The sequence below is a fragment of the Arsenicicoccus cauae genome, assembly GCF_009707125.1.
In the GTDB taxonomy this organism is placed as follows: domain Bacteria; phylum Actinomycetota; class Actinomycetes; order Actinomycetales; family Dermatophilaceae; genus Arsenicicoccus; species Arsenicicoccus cauae.
In genome coordinates this window covers 22,213-40,040 of record NZ_WLVL01000007.1, presented here as the reverse complement: position 1 = coordinate 40,040, position 17,828 = coordinate 22,213, and the positions used below count along the sequence as shown (strand labels likewise).

General features: G+C 68.0%; 17 protein-coding genes and 1 pseudogene. 10 read left to right on the top strand and 8 right to left on the bottom strand.

The genetic code is table 11. The features are described from left to right. Positions 1 to 21 precede the first annotated feature (21 nt). Complete coding sequence (locus GGG17_RS02290; RefSeq protein ID WP_230082611.1) at positions 22 to 1,533, bottom strand: ATP-binding protein; 1,512 nt, start codon at positions 1,531 to 1,533, stop codon at positions 22 to 24. A gap of 55 nt (positions 1,534 to 1,588) precedes the next feature. Here GGG17_RS02290 and GGG17_RS02285 point away from each other — a divergent pair, with 55 nt between their 5' ends. Genes GGG17_RS02285 through GGG17_RS02275 form a run of 3 tightly spaced genes read left to right on the top strand, consistent with a single transcriptional unit; the run spans position 1,589 to position 3,284 of the window. Beyond that, positions 1,589 to 1,909, top strand: coding sequence for a hypothetical protein (locus GGG17_RS02285; protein WP_154592178.1), 321 nt, complete (start codon positions 1,589 to 1,591; stop codon positions 1,907 to 1,909). Further along, the gene (locus GGG17_RS02280; RefSeq protein WP_154592177.1) at positions 1,906 to 2,706 is read left to right on the top strand and encodes a C39 family peptidase; all 801 of its coding nucleotides are present in this window, start codon (positions 1,906 to 1,908) and stop codon (positions 2,704 to 2,706) included. The genes GGG17_RS02285 and GGG17_RS02280 overlap by 4 nt, the downstream gene beginning before the upstream one ends. Before the next feature lie 11 nt (positions 2,707 to 2,717). Next, positions 2,718 to 3,284 carry a hypothetical protein gene (locus GGG17_RS02275; protein ID WP_154592176.1) on the top strand — a complete coding sequence of 189 codons (567 nt, stop codon included), beginning with the start codon at positions 2,718 to 2,720 and terminating at the stop codon, positions 3,282 to 3,284. Here GGG17_RS02275 and GGG17_RS02270 read toward each other — a convergent pair. The 3 genes from GGG17_RS02270 to GGG17_RS02260 form a co-directional block, all read right to left on the bottom strand. Beyond that, complete coding sequence (locus GGG17_RS02270; RefSeq protein WP_154592175.1) at positions 3,221 to 4,213, bottom strand: LysR family transcriptional regulator; 993 nt, start codon at positions 4,211 to 4,213, stop codon at positions 3,221 to 3,223. The two genes, GGG17_RS02275 and GGG17_RS02270, sit on opposite strands and share 64 nt — an antisense overlap. Positions 4,214 to 4,390: 177 nt before the next feature. Beyond that, complete coding sequence (locus GGG17_RS02265) at positions 4,391 to 5,041, bottom strand: class II aldolase/adducin family protein (RefSeq protein WP_154592174.1); 651 nt, start codon at positions 5,039 to 5,041, stop codon at positions 4,391 to 4,393. A gap of 50 nt (positions 5,042 to 5,091) precedes the next feature. Next, entirely contained in the window at positions 5,092 to 5,811 is a 720-nt protein-coding gene (locus GGG17_RS02260) for a GntR family transcriptional regulator (RefSeq protein WP_154592173.1), read from the bottom strand. A gap of 149 nt (positions 5,812 to 5,960) precedes the next feature. Here GGG17_RS02260 and mtnA point away from each other — a divergent pair, with 149 nt between their 5' ends. From mtnA to mtnK, 5 genes are all read left to right on the top strand, one after another. Further along, complete coding sequence (gene mtnA / locus GGG17_RS02255; protein ID WP_154592172.1) at positions 5,961 to 6,998, top strand: S-methyl-5-thioribose-1-phosphate isomerase; 1,038 nt, start codon at positions 5,961 to 5,963, stop codon at positions 6,996 to 6,998. Positions 6,999 to 7,047: 49 nt separating this feature from the next. Beyond that, positions 7,048 to 8,154 carry a substrate-binding domain-containing protein gene (locus tag GGG17_RS02250; RefSeq protein ID WP_154592171.1) on the top strand — a complete coding sequence of 369 codons (1,107 nt, stop codon included), beginning with the start codon at positions 7,048 to 7,050 and terminating at the stop codon, positions 8,152 to 8,154. A gap of 117 nt (positions 8,155 to 8,271) precedes the next feature. Beyond that, positions 8,272 to 9,780 (top strand): sugar ABC transporter ATP-binding protein, encoded by a 1,509-nt coding sequence (locus GGG17_RS02245; RefSeq protein ID WP_311966367.1) that lies wholly within the window; start codon positions 8,272 to 8,274, stop codon positions 9,778 to 9,780. Beyond that, positions 9,777 to 10,805: an ABC transporter permease gene (locus GGG17_RS02240; RefSeq protein WP_154592170.1), complete on the top strand. Its 1,029-nt coding sequence runs from the start codon at positions 9,777 to 9,779 to the stop codon at positions 10,803 to 10,805. Before GGG17_RS02245 ends, GGG17_RS02240 begins: the two co-directional genes overlap by 4 nt. 18 nt (positions 10,806 to 10,823) lie before the next feature. Then, a complete protein-coding gene (gene mtnK / locus GGG17_RS02235) occupies positions 10,824 to 12,086 on the top strand; it encodes an S-methyl-5-thioribose kinase (RefSeq protein WP_154592169.1) in 1,263 nt (420 codons plus the stop codon). A gap of 92 nt (positions 12,087 to 12,178) precedes the next feature. Here mtnK and GGG17_RS02230 read toward each other — a convergent pair whose 3' ends face one another. Together GGG17_RS02230 and GGG17_RS02225 are read right to left on the bottom strand one after the other, a co-directional pair. Continuing rightward, positions 12,179 to 12,379: a hypothetical protein gene (locus GGG17_RS02230; RefSeq protein WP_154592168.1), complete on the bottom strand. Its 201-nt coding sequence runs from the start codon at positions 12,377 to 12,379 to the stop codon at positions 12,179 to 12,181. 123 nt (positions 12,380 to 12,502) lie between these two features. After that, positions 12,503 to 12,724 carry a hypothetical protein gene (locus tag GGG17_RS02225; protein WP_154592167.1) on the bottom strand — a complete coding sequence of 74 codons (222 nt, stop codon included), beginning with the start codon at positions 12,722 to 12,724 and terminating at the stop codon, positions 12,503 to 12,505. Between the two features lie 1,593 nt (positions 12,725 to 14,317). On the opposite strand from GGG17_RS02225, the gene GGG17_RS15925 reads away from it, so the two are divergent. After that, positions 14,318 to 15,385 carry a hypothetical protein gene (locus tag GGG17_RS15925; protein WP_195849086.1) on the top strand — a complete coding sequence of 356 codons (1,068 nt, stop codon included), beginning with the start codon at positions 14,318 to 14,320 and terminating at the stop codon, positions 15,383 to 15,385. A gap of 77 nt (positions 15,386 to 15,462) precedes the next feature. Here GGG17_RS15925 and GGG17_RS17405 read toward each other — a convergent pair. Together GGG17_RS17405 and GGG17_RS16155 are read right to left on the bottom strand one after the other, a co-directional pair. Beyond that, positions 15,463 to 16,930 (bottom strand): annotated as a pseudogene (locus GGG17_RS17405) (IS1634 family transposase); the annotation flags it as partial. Beyond that, positions 16,900 to 17,484, bottom strand: a complete 585-nt coding sequence (locus GGG17_RS16155; RefSeq protein WP_230082608.1) for a transposase — start codon at positions 17,482 to 17,484, stop codon at positions 16,900 to 16,902. The gene GGG17_RS16155 and the pseudogene GGG17_RS17405, both read right to left, overlap by 31 nt. Between GGG17_RS16155 and GGG17_RS16150 the strand changes: the two genes are divergently transcribed. Then, complete coding sequence (locus GGG17_RS16150) at positions 17,478 to 17,738, top strand: hypothetical protein (RefSeq protein WP_230082604.1); 261 nt, start codon at positions 17,478 to 17,480, stop codon at positions 17,736 to 17,738. The genes GGG17_RS16155 and GGG17_RS16150 overlap by 7 nt on opposite strands. Positions 17,739 to 17,828: the final 90 nt, after the last annotated feature.

Sequence of the window (17,828 nt, the reverse complement as noted above, 5' to 3'; positions counted from 1 at the left end):
AGAGATCTCAGACCGGCCGCGTCATGCCAGCCTCCAGGTCGCACGAGGATCCTTGTCAGACTTCCCCTCCCAGACGATGATGCCCTGGCCTCGCAAGGCGTCCAGCTGGCGCTTGACCGTGGGGCGGCTCAGTCCGCTGAGCTCCACCAGCTGGCCGGTGCCCAGGGGCTGACGGGCGCTTCGCATGAGATCCAGCAGCGAGAGCGATCCCTGGGGGAGTGAGCGGGCGACGGCGGGGGCGATCCGGCTTTCGCTGCGCAGGATGAGGCGGACGCTGCCCTGGGTCTGCGTGTAGGCCGGGTCGGTGAGTCCGTCGAGGCGCATCTCGTCGAACATCCGCTTGATGCCCTCCCCCAGCTCTTGGCCGATCCGCAGGTCCGCACACGCTCGGGCGATGCGCGGGTTGCGGGCGAAGCGGGCGATCTCCATCGGTCTTCGGGGATCGGCAAGGCCGGGAAACCTCCCTGGGCTCTCGATCTCGACCCGATCGGGGAAGATCTCGACTCGGACGTGGTCACCGTGCACGCTGTAGCTCCGATGGATGACGGCATTGACGAGGCCCTCGAGCCACGCATCACGGGGCACGATCGGGACACCCTCGAACCGGCCGGCATCATCAAGCGCACGCCTGCGCGGCACCCATTCGTCGATGGTCGCAGCCGCGAGCTCGATCACCCGGGGGATGGAACCCTCGATGCGCACGTCTGCGGCGTCGTCGAGGGACAGGCGCCTCCCGGTCCCGCGATCCACGTCCCGATAGCGGAGCACTCGCACATGGGCGTGCGGCAGCCTCTCCTGTGGATGACGTGCAAAGAGCAGATATCCGGCGACCGTGACCTTGCATGACGACGTCAGCAGACTCCGCGCCTGCAGGAGGCGGGCGTGGGTGTCCGTCGCACCCGCAGCTCTGCGGTACTCCTCCAACGCCTGGGCGTCGAGGTCCTGGACCGTGACCCCGGCGATCGGTTGACCGTCATACGGCGCCGAGCCCCGGTCGTAGTGCAGCTCTTGCCTGGCGACGAATCCGAGCTTCCGAGACTCATCGCCGACCCGTAGGAAGCACTCTCCCTGTGCTGTCTCGTGCAGCACGTCGCCCGGGCTCACCCGAGCGATCAGCAGCGCGTCGACATCGCCGTCGTCGTTGCGACAGGTCACCTGCTCGAAGTGGGTCCGGACGGGCGGACGAGTGAAGTCCATGGGCGTCTGGAGCAGCGCGTTCACCCGGGCGGCGTGCGCCTTGATGCCCTCGACGCCGCCACCGTGCAGTCCCACCACCACCACACCGCCTTCGGCGTTGGCCAGAGCGACGAGGGGGTGGGCGAAGTCTTTTGGAGCGACCCGGACCGACTTGCGCTCCAGCCACTGATCCTCGGGAATCCGGGCGAGCGCCGCACCTCGTTCGTCCTCTGGCAAGGCGAGGGCGCGTTCCACCTCATTCGTCGACATGGAACCTACTCTAAACTTTTTAGAGTAGATTTCATGTAGCGACCCACCCGATTGACGGTGCAGGTCTCCGGCCGGGACCTGGGTCATCACGGTTCGTGATGATGCGGTCCACGGGGTTCACGGCATACCTAGCGTCCTGCTCATGAGCCAGACCATCAGACACCACTGGACCGGGCTGAAGGGCCGCCGAGCCCTCAACTTCAACTGGGACGCGATCGACCACGACTCCGTCGTGCTGGTCACCGCCTCGGAGTACGCCCTCAACGCCGGTGCGCCGGAGACGTCGCAGCGCTTCGTCGGGGCCGCCAGCATCACCGTCGCCAACGTGACCCCCCACGGTCCGCCCTACGACCCCAACCACGGCGTCACCTTCGTCGTGGACGTGGCGTGGGGGGCACCGCTCAACGTGGTCACCGACATCACGGTCCTCGACTCCAAGCCGGTCTGGATCGGGACGCCATGAGCGACGTCGCCATCCGCAAGTACTGGACCGGGCTCAAGGGTCGCGTCCCGCTCAACATCAACTGGGACCAGGTCAACGCGGACTCCGCCGTCTACGTGACGGCGTCGGAGTACGCGCCCAACCGGGCGGCTCCAGCGTCGGCGCAACGATTCGTCGGGGACGCCACCATCACGGTCCGCAACGTCACGCCGCACGGGCCGCCCTACGACCCCAACCACGGGGTCACCTTCGTCGTGGACGTGGCGTGGGGGGCACCGCTCAACGTGGTCACCGACATCGTGCTGCTGGACCGCCCGCGCGGCTCGCAGCACCCGCCGCTCGACTGGCGGCGCCTCGCCTTCACCGTGCAGCACCAGCAGCAGACCAACTGGTGCTGGTGCGCGGTGTCGGTCAGCGTGGCCAACTTCTACGGCGCATCCCTCACCCAGTGCACCTTCGCCAACACCTTCCTCAGTCGGACCGACTGCTGCACGGCGTCCGGCGGGTCGGGGCCCTGCAACCAGCAGGCCCGCCTAGGCGGCGCGCTGCAGACGGCCGGGCACCTCGCGAGCGCCTCGCCGTCGCAACCGAGCTTCGCCACCATCCAGGGCGAGATCGACGGCGGCAGACCTGCCTGCGTCCGCATCGAGTGGAGCGGCGGCGGCGGCCACTTCGTCGTCGTCGACGGCTACCTCGCGCAGGACCAGTTCGTCGGGGTCGAGGACCCCTGGTCCGGCGCCACCGACGTGCGGCTCTCCACGCTCAACAGCTCCTACCAGGGCACCGGCAGGGTGACCCACTCCTACCTGACACGCTGAGAGGTATGCCGATGAGCACCTACGTGCCCGAACCACCGCCCGGCCTCCGTGACGAGATCGCCGGCACGGTCACCGATCTCATCGCTGCCCGGGCGACCCAACCCGGGGACGACCAGGCAGGCGGTGCCCCGCCCCAGTCGTGGCCGGCCTACCACCTGGGCGCCGATGCCCTCCGGTCAGGCGACGCGCTGTCGCAGGCGATCCCGATCGGCTGGCTGTCCGTCGTGCACCGCGCCGGACTGACCGCGCTGGCCGAGCTGGACGTGCCGGGAGATGCCTCGCCCGAGGTCCGGCAGGTCTCGTATGGCGACCTCGCCCGGGGCGTCGCGAGGCTGAGCGAGGCGGCGCGGGGCCTGGACGACGAGCTCGGCGGAGGGGCTCCGCTGGAGCAACGCTTGTTGCGCGTGCCGGCGTGCCTGTTCATGGGGTTGTGGCTCCACGACGACGCCGACCCCTCACGCGACGTCGTGATCCCGAGCGAGCCGACGCCGCCGGCCTTCGAGGCGGGGCGGCCCTATCCGATGGCGGAGGCCCTCGAGACCCTCGCCGCCACCGTGGTCGAGGCGCCCGAGCCCTGACCGGGTTCGTCGGCGGTGGGACCGCTCGTCTTCGGCGTCGACCGCGTCGAGAGCATGGACGACACCGTGGCCGGAGCCAACGCGGCCACCGCCCGGACCTCCGGGCGGTGGTCGTTGGCGCGATGGGCGACCTCGAGCCAGGACTGGGCCACGCCGGTGAGTGGGCGCCAGACGTCGCCGTCCGGCGGCACCACCAACGGCGCCGAGGGAGAGATCATCACGTGCCGCGGGTCCTCCAACGGCTCCAGGCACTGCGCGAACCGGTCGACGTCACGGGCGAGCCGGGGCGGAGCGCCGCGATCGGTCCACGCGCACCAGTAGCGGTCCCACGTCAGGGGGACGCCCTCCAGGCGGTGCAGCGGCCTCCCGAGGATCGCCTCCACCGGCACGACCGCCATCGCGGCAAGGGGGCTGGCGACCGACACCCGGACCCCCACCCGCAAGGGGTGCAGCGAGCGCGTGACGAGCCGGGGGTCGTCGAGCGGGCCCGGCACCACCTGCAGGTCGGCGAGGTGGGCCAGCAGGTCGTTGCCGATCTGGGCGGGGCGCTCCAGCAGGACCAGGCTGAGCCGCACCCGCGGCAGGACCCGGGCCGCGAGGCCGGCCAGCCGCTCGGCATACGGCCGGACCGTCGAGGGGGCGAATCCGACGACGAGGTGCGGAGCCGCCCCGCCGGCTTCGCGCGCCTCCGCAAGCAGTGCGTCGTGCTCGGCGACGAGCCGCACGGCTCTCGGGAGCAGCCGCTCCCCGAGCGGGGTGAGGATGGCACCGCGCCGGCCCCGCATCATCACCGCGCTCCCGGCCTGGCGGTCGAAGGCGTTGAGGTGAGCGGTGATCGCCGGTTGGGAGTACCCGAGCTCGCGCGCCGCCGCCGTCACGGAACCCGTCCGCGCGACGGCGAGGAACGATCGCAGGAGCTGGATCTCCACAGGTCAAACGCTAGCGTCCCGGATGTGACGTGCGCCACACGATTGGCGGCCGGTCAGGGCAGCCCGCGCCACGGTGGAAACCTGAGCACCCCCGATCGCGGACACCTGAGCCCGCATGACCGTGCCCAGGTTTCCGCAGTCATGCTGGTCCTGGGGTGCACAGGCCGGCTGACGTCCTTACCCCCGGTAGGTCTGGCCGTAGGAGGCGAGCTGGGCCACCACGCCGGCGATCTCGTCGTCGGGCAGGACCCGCACGGCGCCCGCGGCCCGCGCCTGCAGGTAGACATCGCAGACCCACTCCAGCTGTAGCGCCTTCTCGTAGGCGGAGCCCAGGTCGTCCCCGACGACCACGGCGCCGTGGTTGCGCATGAGCGCCCCCGTCCGCCCCACGAGGGCGGCCTGCACGTTGGCGGCGAGCTCGGGGCTGCCGTAGCGGGCGTAGCCGGCGATGCGGACGGGACCCCCGAGCACGGCCACGTAGTAGTGGACCGAAGGGAGGGCGTCGAGATCGTCCAAGCTCGCCACGGCCGTCGCCGCAGTGCTGTGGGTGTGGACCACTGCCTGTGCCCCCGTCTCCCGCACCGCGGCGAGGTGAAGGCCCAGCTCGCTGGCCGGCTTGAGCGGGCCATCGACCATGGTGCCGGTCTCCACTTCGACGACGCAGACGAGCTCGGGCCGCAGGTCGCGGTAGGGAAGCCCGCTCGGGGTGATGGCGAGCAGGTCCCCCGAGCGCACCGACAGGTTGCCGGCCGTGCCCACCACCAGACCGTCGGGGAGCAACCGCGCGCAGGCCGCGGCGATCTGCTCACGTTCGCTCTGCAGGATCATCTCTGCCCCCTAGTTGTAAGACAACTTGAGACTAACGTCCCGCGGAGACTTCATCCAGAGCTGCGGTTGATCGTGAATGTGTAGCGGCCTTCGATGAAGTACGTCCGCGAGTAGGCCAGCAGCCGGTCCTCTGAGTCGTAGTGCAGCTGGTTGAGCAGGACGAACAGCTCGTGCGCCGCCGCCTCCTCACCCCACCCCACGTGCCGCGAGCGCACGGCGTGGACCTGCGCGATGGCATGGACCGGCCCGATCCCCAGCTCCTCCCGCATGAACGCGAAGATCGACCCCGTCAGCGACTCCGCGTCGAAGTCTGCGGGGAACAGGCTCCACGGCATGAGGTCGTAGGAGTACGCCACGACCTCGCCGTCCGCCAGGATCGAACGTCGCAGCTCGAGCACCTCCGTGCTCACGTCGACCTGCATCCGGGCCGCCTCCTCGGGAAGCACGGACCGCCGCAGCCGCCCCGCATAGACCATGCCCGGCTCCTTGCCCTGCGCCCGGATCGAGTCCGTCATCGACTCGAGGCGCTCGAGCCCGGCCTGGACGGCGGGCTGCTCGACCACGAACGTGCCGACCCCGTGCTGGGTGCGAACCAGCCCGAGCCCCTCCAGCTCGCGCAGCGCCGCTCGGACCGTGGGCCGCGACACCCCGAACGTCCCGCTGAGTGCCGCCTCCGTCGGAAGCCGGTCGCCTGCGGCGTAGGTCCCGTCCGAGAGCTTGCCCCTCAGGTCCTCGGCGATCTGCGCGGCCAGGGTGGTGCGCCGATTCATTGCTGGCCTCCCGTGATCGTCCTCGCGGGGACTGTAGTGCCCCCTGGCCGCCTCGCAGGCGAGGGGCCACCGGAACCCATTGACGCAATGCTAGGTCGTTAGTACCTTGAGTCGAGAGTTGTAAAACAACTACTCGAAGGGGAGTAGGCATGGTCAAGGCTTTGGAGTGGGTCGCGCTGCCTCAGCCTGCACTGCGGTTGCTCGACCAGACGCGACTGCCGACGCAGGAGCACTACATCGACGTGACCACGGTGGACACCCTCGTGCGGGCGATCCAGGACCTGGCCGTGCGAGGTGCACCGGCCCTCGGCGGCGTCGGCGCGCTCGGCGTGGTGGTGGCCATGGCACAGGGGGAGCGGGAGGCTTGGTCCAGCGAGCGTCTGGCCGGCGAGATCGCCCGCATCCGCAACGCCCGACCGACCGCCGTGAACCTCGCCTGGGGCGTCGACCAGGTGCTCCCGGCCATGCCGCGCGGCATCCCCGCGGTCCTCGACGCCGCCATGCGGCTCGTGGCCGAGGACGAGGCGGCCAACCGCGAGCTGTCGCGCTTGGGGGCGGACTGGATCATCGCCCGGACCGGCAAGGACCTGGTCCGCGTCCTGACCCACTGCAACACCGGTGCGCTGGCCACGACGGCGTGGGGGACGGCATACGGCATCATCCACGAGCTCCATCAGCGGCAGCGGCTCGAGGTGGTGCACGCCGACGAGACCCGCCCTCTGCTGCAGGGATCACGTCTGACCAGCTGGGAGCTCACCCAGGACGGCATCCCCCACGTGGTGCAGGCCGACTCCGCCGCCTGCTCGACGATCCTGCGGGGGCTTGTGGACGTGGCCATCATCGGTGCCGACCGGATCGTCGCCAACGGCGACACCGCCAACAAGATCGGCTCGGTGGCGCTCGCGCTGGCCTGCCAGCGGGCCCAGATCCCCTTCGTCGTCGCTGCCCCCTCGTCCACCATCGATCTCGCCACCACCACCGGCGCCGAGATCGTCATCGAGGAGAGGCCGCCGCACGAAGTCCTGGGCCTGGGCGGCCTGCAGACCTCGCCCGCGGGGGCCCGGGCCTTCAACCCGGCGTTCGACGTGACCCCGCACGACCTCATCGACGCCATCGTGACCGAGCGGGGGATCGTCGAGCCCGCCACTCACCCCGACCCCCGTCTCCTGGCCGAGATCGCCGGCTGACCCAAAAGCGGTGAGCAACGACGCTCACCGCCCACCGAGAGGAAGACCCATGCGGAACAAGCACCTCATCGCCACCGCCCTCGCGGGCAGCACGTGCCTGGCCCTGGCCGCATGCAGCCAGGGGGGCACCACGACGACGGACAACAAGAACTCCGCGGGCGGCACCGTGCAGTCGGCCACGGGCCAGGCTCCCGCGCCCTTCGCGGAGGGCGAGGTCAAGATCGCCATCGTGCAGCAGTCGGGTCAGGGCGACTACTTCCAGCAGTACCTCAACGGCACCAAGAAGCAGGCCGAGGCGCTCAAGATGAAGGTCACCGTCTATGACGCGCAGAACGACAACGCCCAGCAGGCGACCCAGCTCGACCAGGCCATCGCATCAGGCGTCAAGGGCATCATCGTGCGCCACGGCTTCCCGGACACCCTGTGCCCCGGCGTCAACAAGGCCCTGGACCAGGGCATCAAGGTCGTGATCTACGACGTCGAGATCCAGAAGTGTGCCCCAAGGGCAGTCCAGACCCAGCAGTCCGACGCCAAGATGGCGAGTCTCGTGCTCGACCAGATGGTCAAGGACGTGGGGACCGGCAAGCCCGTCGGCTACGTCAACATCTCCGGCATCGCTCCCCTCGACCGCCGCGACACGGTATGGAAGGAGTACGTCGCCAAGAACGACTGGACGCAGAAGTTCAAGACCGGGAAGTACACCAACTCCACCGCGACCGACACCGCGCCCATGGTCGACAACGCCCTGAAGTCGAACGGAGACGTCGTGGCGGTCTACGCGCCGTACGACGAGCTCTCCAAGGCGACCCTGTCGGCCCTCAACGACAACCCCGGGATGAAGGGCAAGGTCAAGGTCTACGGCGCCGACATCTCCACGGCCGACATCGAGCTGATGACGGCGGAGGGCTCGCCGTGGGTGGCCACCGGCGCGACCGACCCCAACGCCATCGGCGCGGCCGTCGTCCGGACCCTGGCCCTCAACCTCGCCGGTGAGGTCAAGGAGAGCGCCAAGGTGGAGTTCCCACCGATCCTGGTGACCGCGCAGATGCTGCGGGACAAGGGCGTCAAGAACATGGAGGACCTGCGCGCGGCCCAGCCGCAGCTCAACATCTCCTCCGTGTCGTCGGCCGCCTGGATCCCCACCGTCACGTTCTGACCACGTCGGGACGGGCGAGTGGCCCTGCCACCTGCCCGTCGGAGAGGGGGCTTCATGGGGGACCGTATGCCGGCCGGCCCGGCGCCCGGCGGGGCCGCTGGGCCGGCCGAAGGTGCCGTGCCCGCGCTCGAGCTCGACGACATCACCATGTCCTTCGGCGCCAACCAGGTCCTGCGCGGCGTCACGATGTCGTTGCTCCCCGGCAGCGTCACGGCGCTGCTCGGGGCCAACGGTGCGGGCAAGTCAACCCTGATCAAGATCCTGTCGGGTGCCTACGGCGGCAACGGTGGTCAGATCCGGGTCGACGGGGAGCCGATCACGATCGTGGGCCCGCGCGACGCCGCGCGACGCGGCATCGCGACGGTCCACCAGCGCATCAACGAGTCCATCGTCCCGGGGCTGTCGGTGGCCGAGAACCTGACCTTCGAGGAGATCGTGCAGGGCGACCTGCCCGCCGTGTCCTCGGTGCGCGGCCTCCTGCCCCGGGCTCGAGAGGTGGCGGCGGCGCTCGACCTCGGGTGGTCGGACGCGCGACTGCGTCAGGACGTCTTCGAGCTGGGCATCGCCGACGCGCAGCTCCTCCTGCTGGCGCGGGCGCTCGTGCAGCACCCCAAGGTCCTGGTGCTCGACGAGCCCACCTCGACGCTGTCGCAGGTGGAGGTGGCTCGACTGTTCGAGGTGATCGGCCGGCTGCGGTCCGAGGGCGTCGCCATCCTCTACGTCTCGCACCACCTCGACGAGATCCGTTCGCTGGCGGACCGGCTCGTCGTGCTGCGCGACGGTCGCATCCTGGAGCAGCAGGACGCGCCGTTCGACATGCGCTCGGCGATCCGCTCGATGCTGGGCGAGTCGATCCTCGGCGATGCGGCGGAGCTGGTGGAGCAGCGCGGTGAGGACGTGGCGGTCGAGCTCCGCGGCGTCACCCTGCTGCCGAGGTCCGCACCCATCGACCTCGACCTGCGATACGGCGAGGTGACCGGCGTGGTCGGCCTGATCGGCGCCGGCAAGTCCGAGCTCGCGCGGGGCCTCTTCGGGGTCGAGCAGTTCCCCACGGGCACCGCGACGCTCGACGGTCGTGCCTTTCGGCCGAGCAGCGCCAGGGACGCCATACGACGCGGCGTCTTCCTCGTCCCCGAGGACCGGGCCGCCGAGTCGATGCTCCCCGGCTGGTCCATCGCCCGGACCGCGTCGCTGCCGTTCATGCGCCAGGTGAGCCGGCACGGGGTCATGGACTCGGCTCGGGAGCGCCGCATGGGCGCCACCGCGATCGAACGGTTCGGTGTGGTCGCCACCGGCCCCGACCAGTCGCTGGACACCCTCTCGGGCGGCAATCAGCAAAAGGTCGTGGTCGCCCGGTGGTTCCAGGAGAAGCCCAAGGTCATGCTCCTGGACGAGCCGTTCCGCGGCGTCGACATCGGGGCGCGTCATGTCATCGCGACCCAGGCCCGGCAGATCGCCGCCGATGGCTCCTGCGTCGTGGTGCTGTCCAGCGACGTCGACGAGATCCGCGAGGTGGCCGACCGCATCCTCGTGCTGGTCGACGGCGAGGTGCGGCTCGACGACTACACGACCCAGATCGACGGTGAGGACATCGTCGCGAGCATGTCGGAGGTGCCCCAGAGATGAGCAGCCCCAGCACGGAGCTCACCGCTCGCATGAAGATCCAGGACGGGGTGGTCAAGTACGGCTTCATCGTCGTGACGATCGTCCTGTTCCTGTACTTCTCCGCCACCGAGCCGTCCTTTCGGACCAGTGGCGCGATCTTCTCGATGCTCAAGTACGCCTCGGTGACGGCGATCCTGGGGTTGGGGATGACCTTCGTCATGGCGGTCGGCGGCATGGATCTGTCCATCGGCTCCACCGCCGGGCTCGCGGTGCAGATGGCGGCCATGACGATGGTCTTCTACAACCTCACCGCGGCGACCGCGGTGGTCGCCGTCATCGCCGCCGGCGTCCTGGTGGGGCTGCTCAACGCCTTCCTCGTCGTCGTGTGCCGCATCCCTGACCTGCTGGCGACGTTGGGCGTCATGTTCGTCATACAAGGCGCCAAGCTCATCCCCGTCGACGGCCAGTCCGTCTCCGCCGGTATGACGCTCCGCGACGGCACACCCGCACCCGGCAAGTTCGACCCGGCGTTCCTCCAGATCGACCGGGGGTCGATCGGGCCCGTCCCCTTCCCCGTGATCCTCATGCTGGTGCTGACGGTGGCCTCGTGGTTCATCCTCGACCGCACCCGCTGGGGCCGCATGTTCTACGCCATCGGCGCCAACGCCGAGGCATCGCGGCTTGCCGGTGTGCGCGTCGACCTGTTCCGCGGGCTGGCCTACGTCCTGTGCGGGCTCTTCGCCGCCGTCGGTGGCCTCATCCTCGTGTCTCGCATCGGCCAGGGTGACGTGAATGCCGGTGCCTCGTCGCTGCTCGAGGCCGTCGCAGTGGCCCTGGTCGGGACGTCCGCCCTCGGCATCGGCAAGCCCAACGCCTGGGGCACCCTGCTCGGCGCCCTCCTCGTCGGGATCGTCCTGACCGGCCTGACGATGAAGGGCTTCCAGTACTACCACCAGGACACGGCCAAGGGGTTGGTGCTGATCCTGGCGCTGATCTTCTCGTTCACCATCTCGCGCAACAAGGCGCGGTTCATCTCAGCCGGCTAGGGCTGCCAAGGAGAAGCCATGACCGCTCAGTACGCGTTCCTCACCGCCGACACGGTGCCCGACTACGTCCGGTCGACCGCGTCATTGAGCTCGCGCATCGACGCCGACCACCTGACCCGTTGCGAGGAGATCGGCGACGGCAACCTCAACCTGGTCTTCCTGCTGCGCGACCACCAGGGTCGTGGGCTGTGCCTCAAGCAGGCACTGCCCTACGTCCGGCTGGTCGGCGACGGATGGCCGATGACGCCGGACCGTGCGCGGCACGAGGTGGAGGCCCTGCGTGCCCACCACGCGCTCGTCCCCGAGCTGGTGCCGGAGGTCTACGCCTACGATCCTGAGCGCTACATCATCGCCATGGAGGATCTTTCGGATCATGACGTATGGCGGTCCGCCCTGATCCGCGGTCAGCACCACACGGGGGCGGCGCACGAGGCTGGTCGCTACGTCGGCGCCGTGGCGTTCGGCACCTCGGCGTTCGGGCTGGAGCGGGAGGCACTGGCGAGCAGCATCGCGTCCTCGGTCAACCCCGACCTGTGCGTCATCACCGAGGACCTGGTCTTCACCGAGCCGGTGGTCGATGCCGGTCGCAACAGCTGCCTGCCCGCAAATGCGTTGGATGCCAAGGAATTTGCGGAGGATCCGGCCGTCCGGCGGGCGATGGGGCACGCCAAGTGGTTGTTCATGACCAAGGCCGAGGCGCTGATCCACGGCGACCTGCACACGGGGTCGGTGATGGTTCGGGGTGGGGATGGCAATGGGGGCGGTTCCGGCGGTGCCGTCTCGGTCAAGGCGTTCGACTCGGAGTTCGCGTTCTACGGCCCTGTGGCGTTCGACCTGGGCGCGCTGTGGGCGAACTACGTGATCGCGGCGGCCCGGGGCCTCGCGCTGGGCGACGAGGCGCACGCGGACTGGTGCCTCGACCTGCTTGCGCAGACGTGGGAGGGCTTCGAGCAGGAGTTCCGCCGCCGCTGGCCGACCCGCCTGGACCCACGCGTGTGGGACGACGCCACGCTGCAGGACCTGCTCCTCACGTGGCGCTCGGAGGCCTGGCTCTTTGCCGCGGCCAAGATGTCGCGCCGCATCGTCGGCCTGGCCAAGACGCAGGACATCGAGACCCTCCCCGAGTCGCAGCGTGAGGGCGCGGCGCGGGCCGTGCTGCACGTCGCCCGCGCGCTGGTGCGGGAGTCCGGCGCCGACTCGAACGTTGACCACATCCGCGGCGTCATCCGCCGCCAGCTCCAGACCGCCGTCCCGGCAGCACACGCCACTGTGGAAGGCTGAGCACGCCCGATCGCGGAAACCTGAGCACGCATGACGGTGCGCAGGTTTCCGCGGTGCAGGCCACCATGTCTTCGCCTGGCCCGGCGAGCGGTTCAGCGAGGGTTGCGGGGCGGGTGCTTCTCCTCGATCCGGAGCAGCACCTGGTCCAGCGCCGAGCCCGGCTCGATGTCCGGCTCGTCGTCGGGGTCGAGGTCTCGGCCGTACTGGTCGGGCAGGTCCCCCCACCCGTCGAACGGCATGACCTGCCGCACCGGGCCGCCAGGCACCGGGTGCGGGTCCTTCGTCGGCAGCACCTCGCAGTGGTGCAGCCATTTGTCGCCGAGGTCGAAGGTGTAGGTGAACGTGACGCCCCCCGTGAGCTCGGTCAGCGGCCGCTCGAGGGGCTAGTAGCGAGGCGTGCCGCTGCCGTCGTCCAGCTACTCGATCGTCTCCTCGTCCGTGACGACCAGCCGGTCGCCGAACTCGAACTGGACGAGGTGCCCCAGGTCGTAGCGCCCGAACGCCCGGTCGATGCCCTCCGCGAGCGCGGCGTAGGTGGTGCGCGGCGGGATCGCGAGGACGCGTCCGGGAGCGGGGTCGAGCTCCTCCCCGCGACCGCTGACGAGCGTGACCCTGAGGACCTTGCAGCGTGCAGCCATGCCTCCATCCCGCCGCCACCAGACGCCGCCCCCAGTCACGCCGGTGCGTCTGCACCCAGCGCATGGCACTACGAACAACGGAGATCAAAGCGGAGCGGCGACAAGGGTGGGATCAAGGTTCCCCCGAGGGCAACCACGAGAGAGGGTCGCGACGCACCACGCCCCGATTCGCAGATTGATGATGACGCCGTACTCACAGGCACCGATGCCGCGGACAGTCACGCCCCCAATCGCCGCACAGGAGGCTCCTCTTGGGCTGGCATGGCATACGGGGGACTATGCCTGTGCGCGCGCTGGATTTCAGGTACCTTGAGCAGACGCGCTGCGCCGCGTCGAGAGAGCGAGGGTCGATGAAGATCATTCCGACGAACGGCAAAGACTTTGAGGATCGTGCACGGCACTTAGCGCGATCCATTCATGATCCCCAAGGCCTGCAGGGTGCCGTCATGCACCGAGGCCGCGAGCACGACTCCGTGTTTGTAAACAGCGAGTCCATTGCCGCTTACGAGTTCACTCAGCATCGAACAAAGGAAAAAGCTCGGCAGGACGGCGAGAAACTTGCGGATATTCTCACCGACATGGGCAGGGAGAGCGCAAATCAATTTAAATCTCGTGTAGCCTATTTCGTTACCCAAGATGAGCCCACTGCAGATCAACGGACACAAATCGCGGCAATCGCTAAAGCGCGCTCAGTGCAGATGCACGCCATCAGCTTCTTGACACTTCAAAAGCGACTCATAGATTCACAGCTTTACCTGCGCCTGCGGGACGCAGCTCCCTTCGGTAGCAGTGGATTCGCCCCATCGCCGCGTCCCCAGCAGTCTCTCCCTCCAACGGAGATGTACATCCAGCAAGGACTCCTACCTGCCGATTCTGGGCAGCCCGAGATCACCACTATAGACCTTGCGAGTCGTTGCGACGCGGGGGGGCGAATCGTCGTACTCGGAGATTACGGTGCCGGAAAAAGCGAGGCTTTGCGACAAACCTACCAAAAACTTCGGAAATCATACCTCCGCAAACCGGATGAGCACCGCCTCCCCGTCCATATCAACCTGCGTGATATGTACGGTCTGCGATCCCCTACCGAGGTATTCCGACGCCACGCAGAGTCGATAGGATTCTCATCCAGCGAACAGCTTATATCAGCTTGGAGAGCTGGCGCCGTCAACCTTATACTAGACGGCTTCGACGAACTGATACCCTTGCGATGGTCAGGCGGGGCTCGAGATCTGCGCGGGGTGCGAAAGGGAGCACTAGGCTGCATTAGCGAACTCATACGCGAAACGCCAGGAGAATCCGGTATCGTTATAGCAGGGCGAGCGCAGTACTTTTCGGGACACGATGAACTGAGGAGCGCCCTCTGCCTGACGGATGCACAGATATACTCCATTCTTGACTTCGACGAGGAAGGCCTTCGCAGATTTGCGGGATCGGAACTTGCTCGGGGAGTGGATGAGTGGATTCCTCGAAGGCCCTTGCTTTTGAAGTTTGTCCTCGAATACCTCTCGCCTGTGGAGCGCGGGGGGGGGGGGGGGGGGGGGGGGGGGGGAGAGCTACAGCCGTGGAGAGCTGTGGCATCATCTACTTGAAATGGTGGGTGAACGCGAAGCTGAGCGCGTTCCTACGGTTACGGCTGAAAACATCCGACGTCTACTCTCACGCGTATCCGTGATGTGCCGCCGCGCTGAGGACATCACAGGTCCCGTCTCTCTGGAAGATATTCGCAGGGCATTCAGCGACGTCTGTGGATATCAACCGGACGAGGACGGCATTCAGGTCGTCATGCGCCTCCCAGGCCTGGGGGGAGTCGGTGACTTTTCCGACTCCAAGGTTGAATCTAGGAAGTTCATAGATGAAGAATTGGCCGAAGCCGCCTTTGGAGACGCGCTGACTGAATATATTCAAAGCCCCTACCACAGTACAGAATTCGGCATGATGGCATCCTGGCAGGTGGCTGGCGACGGTCTAGCTGCCGCAGTGGCCGCAGCAGGCCTTGAGAAAATGTCATTCGACGCCGACCAAGTCAAGCAGGCAATCAAGCACCGGGGAGACCGCCTCATTCACGATGCGGTTCTCTTGGAAGTCTTGAGAACAGCTGATGAGATGGGTACGCGAAATGATAATACGTTGGCCTTTTCAATTCAAGAAGTAATCTCACCCCGTATTGACATATCGGCCGGAGGCTATTTGGCCAACTGTTCTTATGAAGACTGCGTGATGGAGCATCTGGACCTCTCCGATTTCGAACCTGGCGATAGAATCCCGAGCTTTAACCGTTGTCTAATAACTAACGTCCACGGAATCTCCGCCGAAGCCGCGCGTCCTGTCCTCAAAGACTGCGAGGTGGGGTCCTTTGAACTCAGCACTGCGACCACCTCAGCGATCCTTGACTCGGGCTTGCCCAAGGAGGTGGCCGTCGCTATAAGCATCCTGAAGAAGGTTTACGTCCAGCGGGGTGCCGCTCGAAAGATTGGTGCACTAACCCGCGGCTTACCTCTCGGCGACCGTCCGCTAGTGCAACCGACAATCGATTCTCTGGTCTCCGCGGGCTGGCTGGCCCGCTCTTCGCGGCGTGGCCAGGAACTGATCGGCGGAAATAGCGGGAAGCGCGAAGCTGTGTTTACGATCCTCAGGAACCCACCGAGCAGCCGGTTCTGGTAGGCTAACCCGGATATTTTATCGGGGGGCGGCGCCGCCGTCGCCGGCTCCGCCCCGTTTGACCCGAGTCGTGCCGTTTTGTGTGTCGGCCAGTCGGTGCCGCTCGCGGCGAGGATGTCGCGAGCGCTGTCGTTACGCGGGTCAGCGGCGGTGTGCTCGTGGCCGGCGATGTTGACGGTCATCTGCTGGATGGGGCGTAGGGCTTGGACGATCTTGTTGACGCTCAGCCCGGTGGCGTCCTGGAGGTACCGGGCGATGGCCAGGGCGGTCATGACGACGGACAGGTGAACCTCGATCGCGTCGCGCTCGTGGTGGAACACGGGGCGGGCGCGTAGGTCGCTCTTGGTCATCCGGAAGGAGGCCTCGACCTGCCACGGCGAGTGGTAGGAGGCGATGACTTCGGCCGCGGGCATGATGGTGTGGCGGGCAGGTTAGTGACGTAACCCTTCAGTGCGCCCAGTCGCCGGGCGCGGGTTAGGGCCGCCCCGTCCAGGGCTTTGGTGCCGTTGGTGTGCTTGAAGAACCGGGGTGTGCGGGCGGCTCTCTCGCCGGCGACGACGACCTTGGCCTTGTTCTCCTGCAGGGTGAGGGTCTTGTGGTCGCGGGCGGCGCACTTGGCCGAGTAGGCCCACACCGCCCGCCAGGACCGCTCGTGGGCGGCCGGGTCCCACACCAGTTCGGCCCGCTTCCTGGCGTTTTGGCTGCCCCGGGCTCGGTCGGTCGCCACCCGTGGGGTGATGGTGTCGATGACCTGGCCGTCGGTGAACGCATCACCGTGCCAGCGGAAGTGGGAGGCCAGGTCGTTCGGTGCCTTGGTGGCCCGGGAGCCGACGATGAAGCGCAGGTTGGTCTCGTCGAGCTCCCTGAGGTTGCCGGCGGACAGCATGCCGGCGCCGGCGACGATGACCATGTCCGCCAGGGAGTGTCGCTCCTGGAACGCGGTCACGATCGGCAGGATCGTGGCGGTCTCTGCCTCGCTGGCCCGGCGCGATCATCCACACCGCCGTCGCCGGCACGGTCCACGAGCAGTCCGACGACAACCTGGGGATCGACGCGTCGTTCCTTGGAGTAGCCCACCTTGCGCAGCTCGTCCTCGTTCTCGGCCTCGAAGTAGAGGGTGGTGACGTCGTACAGCACCAGGGACAGGTCTCCGTGCGCGGCGGCGTGGGAGAAGCAGGCCGTCGCGACCTGGTCGCGGTAGCCACGCTCCTGGCAGCGGGCCAGGGAACGGAACATCGTGCGCAGCGAGGCGTGCGGGAAGCCCAGACCGTCCAGGACGCGGATCGAGTCGGCCTTGCTCGTCGGCTCCACGAGCCGGGCCAGGACCAGCTGCTTGAACGCATCGTCGCGCAGGGCGTCGAAGCCCAGCCGCGCCTAGGCCGCCGTCAGTACGTGCCACAGCAGCGCGCTGGACTTGGAGGTGATCACCGACTGGCCGGCCGGCACCGACCCGGCGCTCAGGTCCAGTTCGCCCTGCCCGGGGTAGATCCTCGTTCGAGCCGTTTCCAACAGCGTCGTCAGCTCTGCCTCGGTGTGCGCCGACCCGAGCGAGGACCTTGTCCCGACCGTCCGGTGCCACCGTTGGAGGCGCCGTCGGTGTCGAAGTACGCGAGGAGGAGTTCGGTCCACTGCTTCAGGGTCCGGCCGAGGCGTCGGATCTCGGGGATCGGCCAGTCCGGCAGGATCTGCAGCAGCCTCTGGGCCGCGGCGCGTCCCCTCACGGGTGTGTCGGCGCGGAACAGGGTTCGCACATCCTGGGCGACCTGCCAGACCACCTGCACCTCGACGTGCGCCTCGTGCTCAGTGAATGCCCTGGTCAGGCGGTCGCGCTTCTTGTCGATGAGGTTCTCGACCCCGGTGCGCAGGATGGTGGGTACCCGCACAGGGGTCGCCTTCCTGCCTCGGAGGCCCAAGGTGTCCTGCTGGACGCGGCGACGCACGTCGTAGACGCAGCTCGTGGCGAGCTTGACGACGTGAAACGCGTCGACCACGGCGGTCGCGTCGGCGAGGTGCTCGGCGATGGCGTCCTCGTACCCGTGGAAGGGTCCGCCGTGGCGACCTGCACCCCGGCACGGAAGGCCTGGCCGCGCTGGTCGTGCCAGTCCCCGAACACGCTGCCCGACCGGCCTGGGGCCAGATCGAGCAGGCGCGCTCGGACGGTGCCGTGCTGGTCGCGGGTCAGGTCGACCATCCCGGTGAGCATCTTAAGGCCGCTTATGCGCTGGTCGACGTGATGCCGCACATGCTCATCGTCACCCAGCCTCGTGACCCCACGAAGCGGGCCGGATCGCGGTCCAGTGCGGCCAGTTTGGCCTGGATCGCCCGCCACATCGTGATCCAGTTCGCGCCCAGCTGACGCGCCAGCCCAGCGATGCTCGCGTGCTCGCGCCGCAGCTGAGCCACTGCCCAGGTCACGGCCCGGGCGGGGGATGCCCGGTGTGCGGGG